The organism is Nostoc sp. FACHB-280 (assembly GCF_014697615.1).
In the GTDB taxonomy this organism is placed as follows: domain Bacteria; phylum Cyanobacteriota; class Cyanobacteriia; order Cyanobacteriales; family Nostocaceae; genus Nostoc_B.
The window spans coordinates 88675-104895 of record NZ_JACJSD010000022.1 but is presented as its reverse complement, the minus strand read 5'-3'; the positions used below and the strand labels follow the sequence as shown (position 1 = coordinate 104895).

General features: G+C 41.3%; 17 protein-coding genes. 5 read left to right on the top strand and 12 right to left on the bottom strand.

What is annotated here, in order from left to right; genetic code table 11:
- Positions 1–256 precede the first annotated feature (256 nt).
- Positions 257–892, top strand: coding sequence for a hypothetical protein (locus H6G75_RS17540; RefSeq protein WP_190981294.1), 636 nt, complete (start codon positions 257–259; stop codon positions 890–892).
- Positions 893–1039: 147 nt separating this feature from the next.
- Here the strand turns inward: H6G75_RS17540 and H6G75_RS17535 are convergent, their stop codons facing one another.
- The 11 genes from H6G75_RS17535 to sufR all read right to left on the bottom strand — a co-directional run bounded on the left by H6G75_RS17535 (position 1040) and on the right by sufR (position 9404).
- Positions 1040–2122, bottom strand: coding sequence for a HupE/UreJ family protein (locus H6G75_RS17535; protein ID WP_190981293.1), 1083 nt, complete (start codon positions 2120–2122; stop codon positions 1040–1042).
- A gap of 14 nt (positions 2123–2136) precedes the next feature.
- The gene (locus H6G75_RS17530; RefSeq protein ID WP_190981292.1) at positions 2137–3513 is read right to left on the bottom strand and encodes a lipopolysaccharide assembly protein LapB; all 1377 of its coding nucleotides are present in this window, start codon (positions 3511–3513) and stop codon (positions 2137–2139) included.
- 104 nt (positions 3514–3617) lie between these two features.
- A complete protein-coding gene (locus tag H6G75_RS17525; protein WP_190981291.1) occupies positions 3618–4868 on the bottom strand; it encodes a DUF4331 domain-containing protein in 1251 nt (416 codons plus the stop codon).
- Complete coding sequence (locus tag H6G75_RS17520) at positions 4865–5071, bottom strand: hypothetical protein (RefSeq protein WP_190981290.1); 207 nt, start codon at positions 5069–5071, stop codon at positions 4865–4867. The genes H6G75_RS17525 and H6G75_RS17520 overlap by 4 nt, the downstream gene beginning before the upstream one ends.
- Positions 5072–5268: 197 nt before the next feature.
- Positions 5269–5895: a cupin domain-containing protein gene (locus H6G75_RS17515; protein WP_190981289.1), complete on the bottom strand. Its 627-nt coding sequence runs from the start codon at positions 5893–5895 to the stop codon at positions 5269–5271.
- Between the two features lie 59 nt (positions 5896–5954).
- Positions 5955–6530, bottom strand: coding sequence for a sigma-70 family RNA polymerase sigma factor (locus H6G75_RS17510; RefSeq protein ID WP_190981288.1), 576 nt, complete (start codon positions 6528–6530; stop codon positions 5955–5957).
- 119 nt (positions 6531–6649) lie between these two features.
- Positions 6650–7072 (bottom strand): nuclear transport factor 2 family protein, encoded by a 423-nt coding sequence (locus tag H6G75_RS17505; protein WP_190981287.1) that lies wholly within the window; start codon positions 7070–7072, stop codon positions 6650–6652.
- 112 nt (positions 7073–7184) lie between these two features.
- Entirely contained in the window at positions 7185–7817 is a 633-nt protein-coding gene (locus H6G75_RS17500) for a YbhB/YbcL family Raf kinase inhibitor-like protein (protein ID WP_242051560.1), read from the bottom strand.
- Positions 7789–8100, bottom strand: coding sequence for a YciI family protein (locus tag H6G75_RS17495; RefSeq protein ID WP_190981286.1), 312 nt, complete (start codon positions 8098–8100; stop codon positions 7789–7791). The genes H6G75_RS17500 and H6G75_RS17495 overlap by 29 nt, the downstream gene beginning before the upstream one ends.
- Before the next feature lie 113 nt (positions 8101–8213).
- The gene (locus H6G75_RS17490) at positions 8214–8474 is read right to left on the bottom strand and encodes a hypothetical protein (protein WP_190981285.1); all 261 of its coding nucleotides are present in this window, start codon (positions 8472–8474) and stop codon (positions 8214–8216) included.
- A gap of 225 nt (positions 8475–8699) precedes the next feature.
- Positions 8700–9404, bottom strand: coding sequence for an iron-sulfur cluster biosynthesis transcriptional regulator SufR (gene sufR / locus H6G75_RS17485; protein ID WP_190981284.1), 705 nt, complete (start codon positions 9402–9404; stop codon positions 8700–8702).
- Between the two features lie 222 nt (positions 9405–9626).
- Here sufR and sufB point away from each other — a divergent pair, with 222 nt between their 5' ends.
- From sufB to H6G75_RS17465, 4 genes are all read left to right on the top strand, one after another.
- Positions 9627–11066, top strand: coding sequence for a Fe-S cluster assembly protein SufB (gene sufB, locus H6G75_RS17480; protein ID WP_190981283.1), 1440 nt, complete (start codon positions 9627–9629; stop codon positions 11064–11066).
- Positions 11067–11131: 65 nt separating this feature from the next.
- The gene (gene sufC / locus H6G75_RS17475) at positions 11132–11920 is read left to right on the top strand and encodes a Fe-S cluster assembly ATPase SufC (RefSeq protein ID WP_190981282.1); all 789 of its coding nucleotides are present in this window, start codon (positions 11132–11134) and stop codon (positions 11918–11920) included.
- Complete coding sequence (sufD, locus tag H6G75_RS17470; protein ID WP_190981281.1) at positions 11920–13278, top strand: Fe-S cluster assembly protein SufD; 1359 nt, start codon at positions 11920–11922, stop codon at positions 13276–13278. The genes sufC and sufD overlap by 1 nt, the downstream gene beginning before the upstream one ends.
- A 34-nt stretch (positions 13279–13312) precedes the next feature.
- Positions 13313–14575 carry a cysteine desulfurase gene (locus H6G75_RS17465; protein ID WP_190981280.1) on the top strand — a complete coding sequence of 421 codons (1263 nt, stop codon included), beginning with the start codon at positions 13313–13315 and terminating at the stop codon, positions 14573–14575.
- A gap of 170 nt (positions 14576–14745) precedes the next feature.
- Here the strand turns inward: H6G75_RS17465 and H6G75_RS17460 are convergent, their stop codons facing one another.
- Positions 14746–16083 (bottom strand): ATP-binding protein, encoded by a 1338-nt coding sequence (locus H6G75_RS17460; protein WP_190981279.1) that lies wholly within the window; start codon positions 16081–16083, stop codon positions 14746–14748.
- Between the last annotated feature and the right edge of the window lie 138 nt (positions 16084–16221).

The window sequence follows — 16221 nt, the reverse complement described above, 5'->3', positions numbered from 1 at the left end:
TCCAGTTTTAAGGCTTTTTGTAGTTTCTCTATTTGCTGAGAAGTTAAATGATTTTTTGCTGGCATTATTCCTTTTTTTTACTTAATTCAGCTTTCTATTATACACAATTTAAATGCTGAACAGCTTACCCTAGATAGATAAAATAAGTCTTTCTGTTGATAGATATTAAAAATTGAAAAGAGCAATTTAATTTTAAACGTAAGCATGAATATAGCCAGAAAACTTTACTAAAAAATAGTCAAGGAGCCAATAAACTATGTCATACGTAAATCGCACAGGTGATGATATTGTTACTGATCCAGCGGTAGTAACTAGAGTCGGTGAGTATCATGACCGTGTTCGCTGGGGGCCGATAATTTCTGGGGTGTTAATTGCTTTAGCCACACAGTTAATTTTAAGTGCATTTTTTGCGGCGATCGGTGCAGGTAGCATAGCTAATTCTGGCGCACCCAGAACAGTAGCACCTGATGTGGCTGGTAATGTCGGAATTTGGTCAACAGTAGCTTTGCTACTGTCACTGTTTGTTGGGGGATGGATAACCAGTCGTGCTTGTGGCCCGATGAACCGGAATACAGCTTTGCTAAATGGCGCAATTCTTTGGGCTACTACTTTGGCGTTGAGTTCTTGGCTATTAGCTAGTGGAGTATCTGGTGCTTTTGGAATTGCTGCTTCTAATGCTGGTGAAGTTATCAACCAAGTACAACAACCTGGTGGTTTAGCAGTACCCCAAAATGTCCCTAACATAACTGCTCAACAAACTCGTGAAGCTGCTGCTGCTACTTCTAGAGGTTTATGGTGGTTTGTTCTTGGTTCTTTATTAAGTTTGGCTGCTTCATTAATAGGTGCTATTGCTGGCGTTCGTAGCCCTCGGACTAATACTTATCGTCCTTAGAAAAGATTTTATTTCACATAGCAGCAGGACTTACGTAGAAAGGTTATTAGTTGTTAACAATGGGTGTCAGGGTGTGGGGGTGTCAGGGTTTTGAACGCTTACACCCTTATACCCTTTAGTGCTACCCTGAACTCTGAATGATTGGATTTAATAAAAAGCTCGTTCTACAAACCAAATTAATCCCAAAGCCACAACGCCAGCAGATAAGCAACGACGTACAATTAATTCCCCAGGATATTTTTTAATGGTACGGAAAATCAAAAAAGCAATAGTCACAATAACTATTTGACCGATTTCTACACCCACATTGAAACTAGCTAAGGATAAAGCCAAATTAGATTGATTCAGATGAATTTCTTTGAGAATTCCAGCAAAGCCTAGCCCGTGAATTAATCCAAAAATGAAGGTGAGTAACCAACGCCAGCGTAAACTCGTGCGCCAGAAATTTTCCGCCGCTACATAAACAATAGTCAGGGCGATCGCACTTTCCACAAACCTAACTGGTAAAGTCACAATATCCAATACAGCTAAAGTCAAAGTCACAGAATGAGAAATAGTAAAAGCTGTAACTACTTTAGTTAAATAACCAAAACCACCACCCAGCATTAATAAACTAATTAAAAATAAAACATGGTCATAACCTGTCAAGATATGTTCAATTCCTAGCCACACAAAGCTACTAATTTGTTGCCATACCGGAGGGTTAATTAAAGTAAATTCTCGTTGTTCGGGAGTAAAGACTAAATTGCGAATTTTTCCTCCTTGCATCACGGTGGCTAGACATCGAGCAGTGGCGACATTGGGGAGAAATAAATTGTAGTTAATTACAAGTCCAGTGACTGGTTGCGCCCAAGTATAAGTTAGCTCTAAAGTGCTGTGAGTCTGAATATTACTCGCAATATTCACAGGTAAATTATTCGTTGCAGCCACCGCCAGTTTTCCAACTTCCCCTTGTGCGTCAATCAGACGGATGCGATCGCCAAAAAATTTTTCTAACTCTGATTGATGGGTGGTAACTTCATCAATGGAGAGTTGTCCATCACGGTTATCATCAACCCCAGGTACTAAAGCTGTCGGAAAGGTCAAAATCATTGCTGTTTTTGTCTGTTCTACCGTCACCTCCGCCACCGCCAAATCAGCCCAATGTGCTTGACTAGGACTAGCCCAACCAATTACTACTAAAAATGCTGCAATCAAGCAGATGAAAGCCACTCGGTATCTGCGCCACATAGTTGTCATCGTTCCTAAATTCCTAAATTCTCCAAACCAAGTCCTGATATCAGCCGCGCCTTGGCGTTAAAAGTCGGATCGACACGTTGGGCTAACTTCTCGTAATTCAAAGCCTGCTGTTGATTTCCCAAAGCTTTGGCAATTATCCCCGCCCGGTAAAATATAGCCGCATCTCGCGTACCTAATTGCAAGGCGGCTTGTATTTGCTGTTGCGCTTCCCGGAAACGTCCGACGCGAAACAAAGCCCAAGCCAAGGTATCTAGTGTTTGAGCATCACGGCGAATTTTAATTTCCGCCTGCATCAGCGATAAAGCCTCAGCCGTATCTTCAGGGTGATTCTTTTCTAATAACAACCTGGCTAACTCTCGCCGATGTCCAAAGGAACCGTTGGTGTGTCCGGCGTTTTCTTCTCGCAGTAAGCTTTCTGCTTGAGTTAACAGTGTTTGTGCGGCTGCGGCTTTACCTTGTAATTGCAGAACTTTCGCCCTACCTCGCAACACAGCATGGTCAAAAATGGTGGATGATGTTTGTGAATTAGGTAAAACTTGGGCGTAAAAACTTTCCGCCTGCTGATAATTGCCTTGGCGCGTTGCTAGTTCTGCTAGATGCAGCAATGCTAAAGGATACCTCGGTATAATGCGTAAAGCCTCTTTGTAGAGACTGGTGGCTAAATCTGGCTGTCCCCGTTTGTTATAAAATTGACCGAAGACAACCCTTGTCCAAGCGGAAGTACCGAGTTCTCCCGGTTCTTCAGTTGCTAAAGCATTTTTAAAAGTGGCGATCGCACCTTGATCTTGACCTTGGGCAACTAATACCAAAGCTTGTAAAGTTAAGTTACCTTGGGTGGGAATTTTGTTTACTAGGGCATCGGCGGCAGTTCTAGCAGCAGTTAAATTACCCGTCGCCAAATTTGATGTGACTAAGATAGCCAGAGCATGATCGTTAGTGGGTTGAGATTGTAAGACTTTCTCAGATAGACGAATCGCTGCGGCAAAGTCATGTCTAGCTTGAGCAACACGAGCCAGAACCAGAATTGCACCATGATTATGGAATGGTAAATGAGACAGAGAGCGATTAGCTGCCTGTTCTGCTAATAAATACCAATTACTTTCGCCCGTAGCTTTGGCCATTTTTAAGTAGGCTTGCGCTAATGCAGTTAAATTCAAACCACTATCAGGGCTTTGTCGTACTTTAGTTTGGTAAAAGGCGATTTCTTGTTGTAATGTGGCACGGCTATTTTCCGTACCAGGTAAGGAGAGAGAAAAGTTATAGCGGTAGGGCGAATTTGGTTGCGAGTTGAGATAAGGGGCGATGATGAACAATATAGGGGCGGTAATCAATACCCAAAGGATTTTTCTGGGGAATTTGTAGTGGAAAAGCTGTATTTGCATTTTTTTACGCAGACATACGCTAAGAACAGAAGAGGACAAGGGGCAGGGGACAGGGAGCCGGGAGAGATGTTTCCCCTCTGCTCTCCGCACCCTGCACCCTTGCCTTAATTTGGTAATGCTAGGTAAGGAAATTGCGGTACTAAAGGTTGATGTCCTTGGGATGGGTTGCCGGGAGTTCCTGCATAAGACACGTTATCGCTAGTCACAGCACCGTTAGTCAAAACGCTGAGTGTAGTATCAATTACATCATCTGTTAGCTTACGTCCAGCAACAGGACTGCCTTTAGCATTGAGAGCATTAGCATAACCACTGGAGACGTTGGTATCTATTCGCATCACATCAGGGAGAAATGCTGCGAGCAGTGCATCAGCACGTTGGTCACTATTACCCAAAGCTTTGAGTGTCTTCCTGGCTTCTGCTCCCACAGGTGCTGCGGCTTGGCTTAAATCGGCTGTTGGGGGAATGCTATTAAAGGCGTTGAGAAAATCGTTAGTGACTACTAAACCTTCATTAATTCCAGGTCTTCCTAGACGCTCGACTTGTTGGAATCTACCATAGGCATAGTTTTTAAATGAAATAGTTTGCCAGACATCAAATACTGTGGCGTTTGTATTTCCGGCGATTAGAGAACGGGGTATTCTGACGACAATGGAGTTGACGTTATAGCCTTTGGCAAAATCAATGGCTTGATCAGCCGGACGAAAACCCACAGCCGGGCCGATACCTAAAGCACCTGCACGCACTCGGAAGAACTGTTCAACATCAAAGAAAAAGGGGTCTTCACGCAGTCCAGCAAAAACAGTGACTGGGGTTTTACGCAAATATAAGTTGTTAATAGTAGGGTTGTTGGGATTAACACTTAAAGGAGTCGTGATACCGCGATCGCTACTTCTATGACGATCAGCAATCACAGTCAATTTAAATGGTTGTTCGCCTCTGCTGTTGGGTTCATCAAATTGAAAGCGCAGGATCACATCTTCTCGACCTGTAGGGGTAGCATCTCGATTGGCAACCCGGCTAATTTTGAATTCGTATAGAGCATTCGTACTAAAATAATACTGTTGCCGAGCCAGCGATCGCGGATTTGTATTCATCACTAAAATCAAATCATCTTTACGCGCGGCTGGGTTCTGGTCTTGTTCGCGGAAGACATATAAATCAGTCAAATTTAAATTGCGTCCTTTTGTATCCACTTCCCCATCATCGTGATCAGAAGCGGTTACAGATTTTGGTGTTAAAGTTGTCCAACCTACTGTTAAACCTAAAGCCAATAAACTGACACCTATAAGAACTTTGATATTAGCAAAACTAAAGTGCCGCCAATTTTTTTGATTGGTCGTTGTTTGACTTTTCATATTAGTAAATACTCCACGTTACTATGTATTCTGTTGATGCAGAATACTTGTTTGGTTTTCAAGATTAAATACGTCAAGAACAGCAACTTGGATCTATAAATTTGAAAATTAAATTTAATTACAGTTTTAATCTCCAAAGCTCGATAAATATGAGCGATCGCACCACCAATGAATAGATGAGAGCAAGCTTGAGTCTGATTCATAAATTTAAAACCTCTGCGTTGCTTGAACTACAGAGGTATACGTCAAATATTTGCTGTTGGATCTATCGTTGGGAAAATTAGTTAGGCGTTGGTGGTGGTCAGATCCCCGACTTCTTTAAGAAGTCGGGGATCTAGCCACACATCAAAATTAATGCGATAGACCACTAGTCCCTCATGGAAAAAACCCACAACCAAACTCAGCAGTCAGCACTCAGCACTTTCAAACTAGGATATTCATCATCCATTGAGGTATGAAAATAAAACATACAACCACCATTCGTATAGGGGCTATGCACTGAACCTGGTTCAGAACGGATGTAATCTCCTGCACCATAAACCTGCTCATCAACCATCAAATCCCCAGAAATCATGTAAATTTCTTCAATTGCGGCATGACGGTGACAAGGATAATGAATACCAGGATCGGCGTGAAATAATCCGACGACTTCGCGCTTGACTTGATCAATGTGTAAGATGGCGATTTTAACACCAGGGACATCATGTGGTTGCCAATTCAAATCTTGCGATCGCACCGCGAAACATCCCGGCGCTGTGGCTGCTTCCTTGACTTGTGGTGGTTCTGGAGTATCTAAATCCAAACGCTCAAACAAGCGATTTTTTAAATCTGTCGCCATTGGCACAGTAGGCGTAGTATAAGGAATTGCTGTCACTGCTAACTCATATTCTGCTAACTCTGCGGCTAATTCTGGACACTCTGCTATTTGTTGCTCAACCCAATTTCGCTCTTGTTCATCCAATAAATCAAGGGCATACAGGGGAGCTAGTTCACAAAAGCAGTAGTTTTCAGAATTGCGGTGCATCATCGAGTTCTAATTTGATTTAATACTAAATAAGTCGTGTATATATTTGGCAAGACACTAACTTAAAATTCTTCCTTAGTGACAAAAATAGATTGTAACTTTTTTAATCCTAGCCGAATTCTAGTTTTGACTGTTCCCAAGGATACACCTGTTACCTCTGCAATTTGACTTTGAGTCAATCCTTGATAATATGCTAATTCAATTACCAGTCGTTGTTCATCTGGTAATTTTTTCATGGCTGCGATTACCCGACTCCGCCGTTCAGCAATAAATACTGACTCAAACAAGTCTATGTTATCGGCTTTGGGCTGAATTTCTGTTGTATCTAAAGAAAAGGTAGTAGATACGTGAGTGCGTTGCAGTTTGCGTAGACGATCAAGGATGCGACTACGTGCAATGGTAAATAACCAAGTATCCACTCTACCTTTTTGTGTATCGTATCGCTCGGCAATTCGCCAAACTTGAGCGAAAACATCCAATACAACTTCTTCACTCTCTTCTGGTGATTTCAGGCTTTTAAAGGCGATCGCATAAATAATTTTGCCATAGCGATCGTAGAGAGCAGATAACGCAGATTGGTCTTTTTGGGCAATTTTGGTGATCAGTAAAACATCGGTAGTAGTAAATAAACTCTCCATTCAGAGTTGGTTAGTAATTGAGTTCTGGGTATCACTGCGAAGTATACCGAGCTTTCGACTACTTTCCAAGCATTTTTAAGAGTTAGCAAACATACTGAAATAATTAAGGTAATGAATGTTCAAGAAATATCAGAACCCTCTTGTAACTCTGCCAGGATCACCGCCGGATTCCAGTAAGCCTTGAGAGATTGAATTTTCCCTTCATTATTAAACTCAAACAAATCAATTCCTTCAAATGTGACGGCTCGACCATTGTGACCAATCCCCCGACCTGTCCATTTTACAGCCGCTTCATCTCCATTAATGGTGATAAACTCTTCACAGAGTTCTACTTTGACAAATAAAGCAGCTATTTGTTGGAAAAATGCGTGCAGTTGAGCATGACCTTGTTTTGCTGGTGTTCCTACTGGGTCGTAACTCACCGTATCTTTGGCAAAACAGGCTACCATCTCATCTGCTTTATTAGCGGAACGAGTAGCGGCAAAATATTGGGTAATTACAGTTTGGATAATTTCTGGCGAAAGAGGGGCTACTTCAGACATAGCTTTTTACTCATAGAATCATTATCTAGAGAATACGCCGCAGATACTAATTTGGATCTCAAAGTGCGATCGCCATCGGGCAAAGGTGATAATTGCTACTGTCACCTGTTTCCTATTCCCTGCTATATTTTCCTATCAATTCTGCTTGTGCTAAAACATGACCTTTCATTGCTGTCAAAACTTGCTCTTTTGCTGCACCTGGTGTCAAACCTAACTTTTTATCTAAAGCATAAAGTTTAAAAAAGTAGCGATGTGTTCCACTTGGTGGACAAGGGCCACCATAGCCAAGCTTACCAAAATCATTTTTTCCCTGTATTCCTGGTAAATCTTGGGATGCAATTTTTGCGGATAATTGACTAACTGTAGCTGGAAGATCGTAAACAACCCAATGCACAAATGTTCCTCCTGGTGCGTCGGGGTCATCTACAATTAACGCTATGCTTTGTGTATCTTTTGGTACGTCACTCCAGGCTAAAGGCGGGGAAATATCTTTACCATCACAGGTATATTGAGAAGGAATTAAAGCATTAGGATTAAAGGCTGTGCTGGCTAGTTTCATGCTTTTGATTTCCTGATGAGACTGGTTGCGATCACTTACAACAATTTTGCTATTACTAGGATGACTACAACGAATCATAGTTAATCCTAATAATCCAACTATAGCGATGCTGTAACCTCTCGAAAATCTGCCTTGAATCATAATTAAGACAGGTAATTTACTCAGACAAAAAGCGATCGCGTCCAATATGCACTTCCCATTCCACAACCCTGGCGGAGTCTGCTAACATACCATCTTTAGCACGAGGGCTACTTTTGACAATTGCTTGAGCCTGTTCGAGATTCTCTGCTTGAATCACCCAAAATCCTGTTCCATCATGGGGAAAAAAAGGCCCACAGCAGAGTAAAATTCCTTTTTCTTGTTGCTCACGAAACCAAGCTAGTTGATTTTGGTCATGTTCTGGGTGAGCCTGTTTATACTCATAATATTCAGGAACAGTCGCAACTACAACAGCAAAAAGTTTAGACATTAATAACGATGATATTTTTAGTGCAATATATTTCTTTGAGGTCATAAGTGCTGAGTAAAAATCTTTATTTCCAGCCCCTAACCTCTAGCTACTAGCCTCTTTTTTTCAAGTATTTACCACTTCAAAAATGAAGCTTCAATTCCTTGCTCCCGTCTAATTTTGCTATCTTTCTCAAACCAACTAATTATTTGCTTTGTAGTTAAATCTTCAATACTCACATTGTATTCTTGAGCAATTTGCTGCAAGAGTTTTTGTGATGAAATAGTCAATCTTGTTAAAAACTTTTCTGGGGAAGATAGTAAAGCAGCATCAACTTGTGCTGATTCTTCCAAAGTTAAAAACTGTGTTGATGGTTGCTGTGATGGTAAATCCATAGACAAGTGTGAAGTCTGAAGTGTGAAGTATAAAGTTTGGAATCATCTTATACCAAATCGATATAAAAAAGCATACAACTAGCCTGCAAAGGCAGGCTTTGTTTGTATAGACCTAGATTTCCAGTCTCTTGGTTTTATATATGTAACTGTTTTTTATCTTCTAGCCTCTATCATTGGTGCTGAGTAAGTATTTTTCTTAATATTTCAGACTTCAGACTTTATAAATTAATTCTGTTCTTGCTTGCGAGCTTGAACTAAATAGCCACAACGATGTTCACCGTTAATAATCCAGTGGGTACGCTCTACTATACAGTCTGGTAGTACAGCCGCAAACATTTCTAGTTCATGACCACAAACGCTAGGAAAAGACTCGGCAACGTTGGAAATTGCACAATTATGTTCTATTAAAACAAAGCGATCGCCTATTCTATCAGTCGGGTGATCATTATCTGCTTCCACAGAGTGATACTCTGCCATGAATCCTTCGGCTTTGCGTAACTCAACTAAAGTTTCCACCCGCTCTTTTAACGAACCTTTACCCAAGCGATCGCGGTATTCTTGGGCTTTGCGTTCCCATTGTTTTTGTAAAATCGTTTTCATTTTGTCGTGACCAACGGTTTCGGCTAGGGTATCCAGCAGCGAAACTGCGAATTCACCGTAACCATCACCGAAGCGATCGCTGGTTGTCCGATGCAGGCGATCGCGTCCCTGACGACTTAACTGATAAATATGCTGTGGTCGCCCCATTCCCGCCTGCGTCGTTGAGGCGTAGACAATCAATTCTTCCGCCTCTAAATCCTTGAGATGGCGACGAATCGCTTGGGGGGTAACATTTAAAACTTCGGAAAGCTCAAAAGCAGTTGCTTGTGAGTGTTTGAGCAGATATTCGAGAATCTCTTGCTTGGTTGAGGACTGCTGGGTAGTCGCCATCGTCGTCCTAAATTTTTTTGAGAAAATTTGACTTTAACAACATCATTGTTGTTAATCTAGCGTAAAATGAAGATACGTTAAACAACATGGATGTTGTTTTAATCTTCATCCTTATTGTAACAGCCGTGTAAACCACTCGGTAAAACAAGACCGGCATCGGCGAAACCCAGCCCGTCTTCCATCCTTAAAAGAGATCCCTCGGAACACAAGAGATTATTACAGATGAGTGCCACTGTCAAATCCCTAGTTAACCAACCTTACAAGTACGGCTTTGTCACCGAAATTGAAGCCGATACCATCCCGCGTGGACTCAATGAAGACGTTATCCGCTTGATTTCCGCGAAGAAGAACGAGCCGGAATTCATGCTGGAATTTCGTCTGAGAGCCTATCGCCAGTGGCTAAAAATGACCGAACCAACATGGCCGAACGTCAACTATCCACCAATTAATTATCAGGATATCATTTACTACTCTGCCCCCAAGCAAAAGAAAGAAAAACTCAACAGCTTGGACGAAGTAGATCCGACACTCCTGGAAACCTTTGAAAAGCTGGGTATTCCCCTTTCTGAACAAAAGCGCCTCGCAAACGTGGCGGTAGATGCAATTTTTGATAGTGTTTCCGTCGCTACTACCTTCAAAGAAAAACTAGCGAAAGATGGTGTTATCTTCTGCTCGATTTCGGAAGCCCTGCGGGAACATCCAGAATTAATCAAAAAATATTTGGGTAGCGTTGTTCCCATCGCTGACAATTATTTTGCTGCATTGAACGCCGCCGTTTTCAGCGATGGTTCTTTTGTCTACATTCCTAAAGGTGTGAAATGCCCAATGGAATTGTCTACCTACTTCCGCATCAACTCTGGTGATACGGGACAATTTGAACGGACTTTGATTGTCGCTGAAGAAGGTAGCTACGTTTCTTACCTAGAAGGTTGCACCGCGCCAATGTATGACAGCAACCAACTCCACGCCGCAGTTGTCGAACTGGTGGCTTTAGATAACGCGGAAATTAAATACTCTACTGTGCAGAACTGGTACGCTGGCGATGCTAACGGTAAAGGTGGTATTTACAATTTCGTGACTAAGCGCGGTTTGTGTCAAGGCGTAAATTCTAAGATTTCCTGGACTCAGGTAGAAACTGGTTCTGCAATTACTTGGAAGTATCCTAGCTGTGTGTTAGTTGGCGATAATTCTGTGGGTGAATTTTACTCGGTGGCGTTAACCAACAATATGCAGCAAGCCGACACCGGAACGAAGATGATTCACGTCGGTAAGAATACTCGCAGTACGATTATTTCTAAAGGAATCTCCGCAGGTAATTCTAGTAATAGCTATCGCGGTTTGGTAAAAATCAACCCGAAGGCTGAAGGTGCGAGAAATTATTCTCAGTGTGACTCGATGTTAATTGGGGATAATGCCCACGCCAATACTTTCCCTTATATTCAAGTACAAAATAAAGCTGCGAAAGTGGAGCATGAAGCTTCAACTTCTAAAATTGGCGAAGATCAGCTATTCTTCTTTGCTCAACGCGGCATTTCTTCAGAAGATGCGATTTCGATGATGATTAGCGGCTTCTGTAAGGATGTGTTTAATCAGCTACCTATGGAGTTTGCGGTGGAGGCTGATAAGTTGTTGAGTCTGAAACTAGAGGGTAGTGTGGGTTAGGTTCTAAACGCAAAGGGGCGCGGAGGTACGCGCAAAGTTACGCAGAGAGAGAAGAGAGAGAGAACATGATCATTGAGAATAGTGAAGTTGTGCTGTCAGTGAAAGATTTGACGGCTGAGGTTGATGGTACGCCGATTTTGAAGGGTGTGAATTTGGAAGTTCGCGCTGGTGAAATCCATGCGATTATGGGGCCGAATGGTTCTGGTAAGAGTACTTTATCTAAGGTTTTGTCGGGACATCCGGCGTATACAGTGACTGGCGGTGAGGTGATTTTCCAAGGGCAGAATTTATTGGAAATGGAGCCGGAAGAACGCGCTAGAAGTGGGGTGTTTTTGGCGTTTCAATATCCGTTAGAGATTCCTGGTGTGAGTAATTTGGATTTCTTGCGGGTAGCTTACAATTCTCGGCGGAAGGCGCAAGGGTTGGAAGAGGTAGACGCGTTTGATTTTGATGATTTGATTGAGGAAAAGTTGGAAGTTGTGAAGATGGATGCAGCTTTCCTCAGTCGGAGTGTGAATGAAGGGTTTTCTGGCGGTGAGAAAAAGCGGAATGAAATTCTGCAAATGGCTTTGTTAGAACCAAAGTTGGCAATTCTGGATGAAACAGACTCTGGTTTAGATATTGATGCGCTGAAGATTGTCGCTAATGGGGTAAATCAACTGACTAGTCCTGAAAATGCGACAATTATGATTACCCACTACCAACGTCTGCTGAATTATATTGTGCCGGATTTTGTTCATGTGATGGCGCGGGGCAGAATTCTCACCAGTGGCGGTAAGGAATTGGCTCTGGAATTGGAGTCGCGCGGTTATGACTGGATTTTGGAGGAAAGCGCTGTTGAGGTGGGTGTGTAATGTCTATTCAAGTTTCTCCTAGTGCTATTCCTAACTCGGATGCAGTCAGTTTGGTGTCTTCTCTGTTGGATAGAGATGGTTATTTAACCCAGTTGTTAAATCAAGTTAGTGTTTCTCAAGCTGATGGGTTAGAGGAATTACGCCAACAAGCTGCAAATTGGGTACGTCACTCAACTATCCCTACCACCCGCGAGGAAGAATGGCGGTTTACTGATTTGTCAGATTTGCGGGGTGTGGAATTTCGCAAGGCGCAACCAGTTAATAATTTAGAGGGGTTAAACTTAACATCTCTAACTGATAATCGATTGGTGTTTGTTAATGGTGTTTATGCGCCGGAGTTATCTGCTGTTAATTTACCTGATGGTATTGTAGTTGGTAATTTGACTGGGTTAACAATTGAAAGCGATCGCATCCGCAAATACCTCGCTCAAGCTGAGGGCGCTTTGGAGGTATTCACTGCTCTCAATACTGCTGGTTTGACTGATGCAGCAGTTGTATGGGTGGGTAAAAATGTTGTGGTTGACACTCCTATTCATCTGCTGTTTATTTCGGTTGCTGGTGAGAGAGCGACGATTTCTCAGCCGCGTTGTTTGGTGGTGGCGGAAACTGGTTCGCAGGTAACTGTAATAGAAGAGTTTACGAACCGCCAAGACGCAGAGAGCGCCAAGAAAGTATACTTTACCAACGCAGTTACAGAAATTTGGGTTGGTGAGAATGCGTCGGTGAGCCATACTCGGTTGGAGCGAGAAGGTGCTGAGGCTTTTCACATTGGTAAGACTGCTGTTAACCAAGCTCGTTATAGTCGCTATACCTGTAATGCTTTTAGTTTAGGGGCAAAGTTATCACGGCACAATTTAGAGGTTTTGCAAACTGGTGAGCAAACTGAAACTACGCTCAATGGTTTGGCGATGATTTCTGGGAAACAGGTGGCGGATACTCATAGTGCGATCGCTCTGAATTATCCTTATGGTAAAAGTGAACAATTGCACAAATGTATTGTTGGCGATCGCGCTCATGCAATCTTCAATGGTAAAGTATTTGTACCTAAACCAGCCCAGTTAACTGACGCAGCCCAGTTAAACCGCAATTTACTGCTATCCTCCAAGGCGCGAGTAGATACCAAACCCCAATTAGAAATTACCGCCGATAACGTTAAATGCGCTCACGGTGCAACTGTGAGTCAGTTAGAAGATGATGAAATCTTCTATTTACAAAGCCGGGGAATTGATGAAAGTGCAGCACGTAATTTATTAATTAACGCCTTCGCCACCGAAATCATCAACAAAGTTCCTCTTGCTTCCCTCAGAGACATATTGCTAAACACCGTCACTAGTTTTAAGTCTTTGACTAATGACTAATGACTAATAATTAATGACTATTGACTAATTACCAATGACTTTTACAGCTACCAAAACTCTTGCCGATAAAGTCCGCGCTGACTTCCCGATATTACATCAGGAAGTCAATGGTAAACCCTTGGTTTATCTCGATAATGCGGCGACATCGCAAAAACCTTTGCTGGTATTAAATGCTCTACAAAATTATTATGAGCAGTACAATGCCAATGTGCATCGTGGCGCTCATACCCTGAGTGCAAAAGCGACAGATGCTTACGAAGCAACGCGAGATAAAATTGCCAAATTTATTAATGCTGCATCTCGTCAAGAAATTGTCTACACCCGCAACGCCAGCGAAGCAATTAACTTAGTTGCTTATAGCTGGGGAATGAATAATTTACATCCAGGCGATGAAATTATTCTGTCGGTGATGGAACACCACAGTAATATTGTGCCTTGGCAATTTGTGGCGCAAAAAACGGGTGCAGTTCTAAAGTTTGTTGGCTTAACACCAGAAGAAACGTTTGATTTGGAACAGTTTAAACAACTGATTTCTGAGAAAACAAAACTGGTGTCAATTGTTCATGTTTCTAACACTTTGGGTTGTATTAACCCAGTGAAAGAAATTGCTGATATTACTCACAGATACGGCGCGAAATTCTTAGTTGATGCTTGTCAAAGTGTGCCTCATATGCCTGTGGATGTCCAAGACATCGGCTGTGATTGGTTGGTAGCTTCGGGACATAAAATGTGTGCGCCAACAGGTATAGGCTTTTTATATGGCAAGCTGGAATTGTTAGAAGCAATGCCACCATTTTTTGGTGGTGGTGAAATGATTGCCGAGGTATATTTAGATCATTCTACTTATGCCGAATTACCCCATAAATTTGAAGCCGGGACACCTGCAATTGGGGAAGCGATCGCTCTCGGTGCTGCGATAGACTATCTATCAAGTATTGGTATGGATAAAATTCATGCTTACGAAGCTGAGTTAACCGCTTATTTATTCCAACAATTAGAGAAAATTCCCCAAATTCGGATCTATGGCCCTAAACCTGATGCAAATGGAGAAGGGAGAGCCGCTTTAGCTGCATTCACAGCCGGAGATATTCACGCTAACGACTTATCTACATTATTAGATCAAGAAGGCGTTGCCATCCGTTCTGGACACCACTGCACCCAACCATTACACCGCTATTTAGGTTTGCCAGCAACCGCAAGGGTAAGTTTTTCTTTCTACAATACCCGCGCAGAAATTGATGTGTTCATCAAAGCATTGAAGGAAACTATTGACTTTTTTGCTGGTATTTTTGGTTAGTTTCAAAAAATACAGTAGTTTACATATTCACGGAATACTGTAGAGACGTTGTATGTACAGAATGCAGTAGAGACGTTACATGTAACGTCTCTACTAATGCCATCAATTAAATCCTTAATTTATTGGCGTTTATCGGCCGTTAAATATTCTCTTCTGTCACCTGTCACCTGTCACCTGTTATTGTTAAATCTGACTGGAATTTCAATAATAAATTCTGATCCCTTATCTGGCTCAGATTTGACAGAAATATTACCATGATGACTTTCGATAATTTGATAGCTGGTTGCTAAACCTAAACCAGTACCTTTGTTCACAGGTTTAGTTGTAAAGAAAGGGTCGAATATTTTACTTTGAATTTCTGGTTCTATTCCAGAGCCATTATCGATAATTCTAACTTTAATAGTTTCTGTATCTGTAGCTTCTGTTTTAATAATAATTTGCTTTGGATTTTCTGAATTTTTACTTTCTAACAAAGTATCAATTGCATTATTAATAATATTACTAAATACTTGATTTAATTGGGCAGCATAACATTCAACTAGAGGTAATGTTGAGTATTCTTTAACTATCTCTATTTCTTGTTTGAGACGATGATTTAATAAAGATAATGTACTTTCAATACCTTCATGAATATTGACAGCTTTTCTATCAGCTTGATCAAGGCGAGCAAAGTTCCTTAAAGAAAGTATAATATCTTTAATTCTGTCAGTTCCCACCCTCATAGAAGAGAGAATTTTTTGAAAGTCTTCTACGATAAAATCTAAGTCTATATCACCAATTTTATCTTGAATCAATTGTTCAGCTTCAGGGTATTCTTTTTGATAAAGTTCGACTAGTCGTAAAATAGTATGAATATGTTCGTTGAGATAATTAAAATTGCCATGAATAAAACTCACGGGATTATTAATTTCATGTGCTAAACCTGCAACCATTCTGCCTAAACTAGACATTTTTTCTGTTTGAATAAGTTGCACTTGAGTTGTTTGCAGTTTATGGAGTGTATTTTCTAGTTCTTGTGCTTGTAATTTCGCTGTTGCTGTGGCAGTTGAGAGTGCCTTGAAATTATTGTAAGCTTTGGAATGATAACGAACGCGGGCAATTAATTCTATAGCATCTGGTAACTTAATTAAATAGTCGTTAGCTCCCGCAGCAAAGGCTTCTGCTTTGAGTATTGGTTCTTCTTTACTGGATAACATAATGATGGGAACTTCCTGCGTTGATGGATGAGAACGAAACCAACGCAATAGCATTAAGCCATCCATATCTGGCATAATTAAATCTAACAAAATGACTGTTGGCTCAAGGGCGATCGCACTTTGCAAAGCCTGTGAAGGATTACTAACATAATTGCAAGTAATATCTGTTTCCTTGGCAATCATCCGATTAATTGCTTCACCAAATATTGCCTGATCATCAATTAACAAAATTTTGACATCTTCTGTTTGCAATTTCAGTTCATTAAGCAAATTTGGTGATGCTAACTGCATATTTAAGTTAGGTAATAGCATTGGATATCTCTGGATTTCAAGATAGAAATATTGATTTGGTAGCGACAAATGATGAGGTCAAACAAAAATTATTAATTCTATTTTTTTGTAAATTTATTATAACTTAATGTATACAAAAGTAAATATAACTTTAGATAT

Excerpts from the sequence above, each read along its gene's own strand:
- H6G75_RS17540 (WP_190981294.1), top strand. The coding sequence starts at position 257 with ATGTCATACGTAAATCGCACAGGTGATGATATTGTTACTGATCCAGCG.
- H6G75_RS17535 (WP_190981293.1), bottom strand. The coding sequence starts at position 2,122 with ATGTGGCGCAGATACCGAGTGGCTTTCATCTGCTTGATTGCAGCATTT.
- H6G75_RS17530 (WP_190981292.1), bottom strand. The coding sequence starts at position 3,513 with ATGCAAATACAGCTTTTCCACTACAAATTCCCCAGAAAAATCCTTTGG.
- H6G75_RS17525 (WP_190981291.1), bottom strand. The coding sequence starts at position 4,868 with ATGAAAAGTCAAACAACGACCAATCAAAAAAATTGGCGGCACTTTAGT.
- H6G75_RS17520 (WP_190981290.1), bottom strand. The coding sequence starts at position 5,071 with ATGAATCAGACTCAAGCTTGCTCTCATCTATTCATTGGTGGTGCGATC.
- H6G75_RS17515 (WP_190981289.1), bottom strand. The coding sequence starts at position 5,895 with ATGATGCACCGCAATTCTGAAAACTACTGCTTTTGTGAACTAGCTCCC.
- H6G75_RS17510 (WP_190981288.1), bottom strand. The coding sequence starts at position 6,530 with ATGGAGAGTTTATTTACTACTACCGATGTTTTACTGATCACCAAAATT.
- H6G75_RS17505 (WP_190981287.1), bottom strand. The coding sequence starts at position 7,072 with ATGTCTGAAGTAGCCCCTCTTTCGCCAGAAATTATCCAAACTGTAATT.
- H6G75_RS17495 (WP_190981286.1), bottom strand. The coding sequence starts at position 8,100 with ATGTCTAAACTTTTTGCTGTTGTAGTTGCGACTGTTCCTGAATATTAT.
- H6G75_RS17490 (WP_190981285.1), bottom strand. The coding sequence starts at position 8,474 with ATGGATTTACCATCACAGCAACCATCAACACAGTTTTTAACTTTGGAA.
- sufR (WP_190981284.1), bottom strand. The coding sequence starts at position 9,404 with ATGGCGACTACCCAGCAGTCCTCAACCAAGCAAGAGATTCTCGAATAT.
- sufB (WP_190981283.1), top strand. The coding sequence starts at position 9,627 with ATGAGTGCCACTGTCAAATCCCTAGTTAACCAACCTTACAAGTACGGC.
- sufC (WP_190981282.1), top strand. The coding sequence starts at position 11,132 with ATGATCATTGAGAATAGTGAAGTTGTGCTGTCAGTGAAAGATTTGACG.
- sufD (WP_190981281.1), top strand. The coding sequence starts at position 11,920 with ATGTCTATTCAAGTTTCTCCTAGTGCTATTCCTAACTCGGATGCAGTC.
- H6G75_RS17465 (WP_190981280.1), top strand. The coding sequence starts at position 13,313 with ATGACTTTTACAGCTACCAAAACTCTTGCCGATAAAGTCCGCGCTGAC.
- H6G75_RS17460 (WP_190981279.1), bottom strand. The coding sequence starts at position 16,083 with ATGCTATTACCTAACTTAAATATGCAGTTAGCATCACCAAATTTGCTT.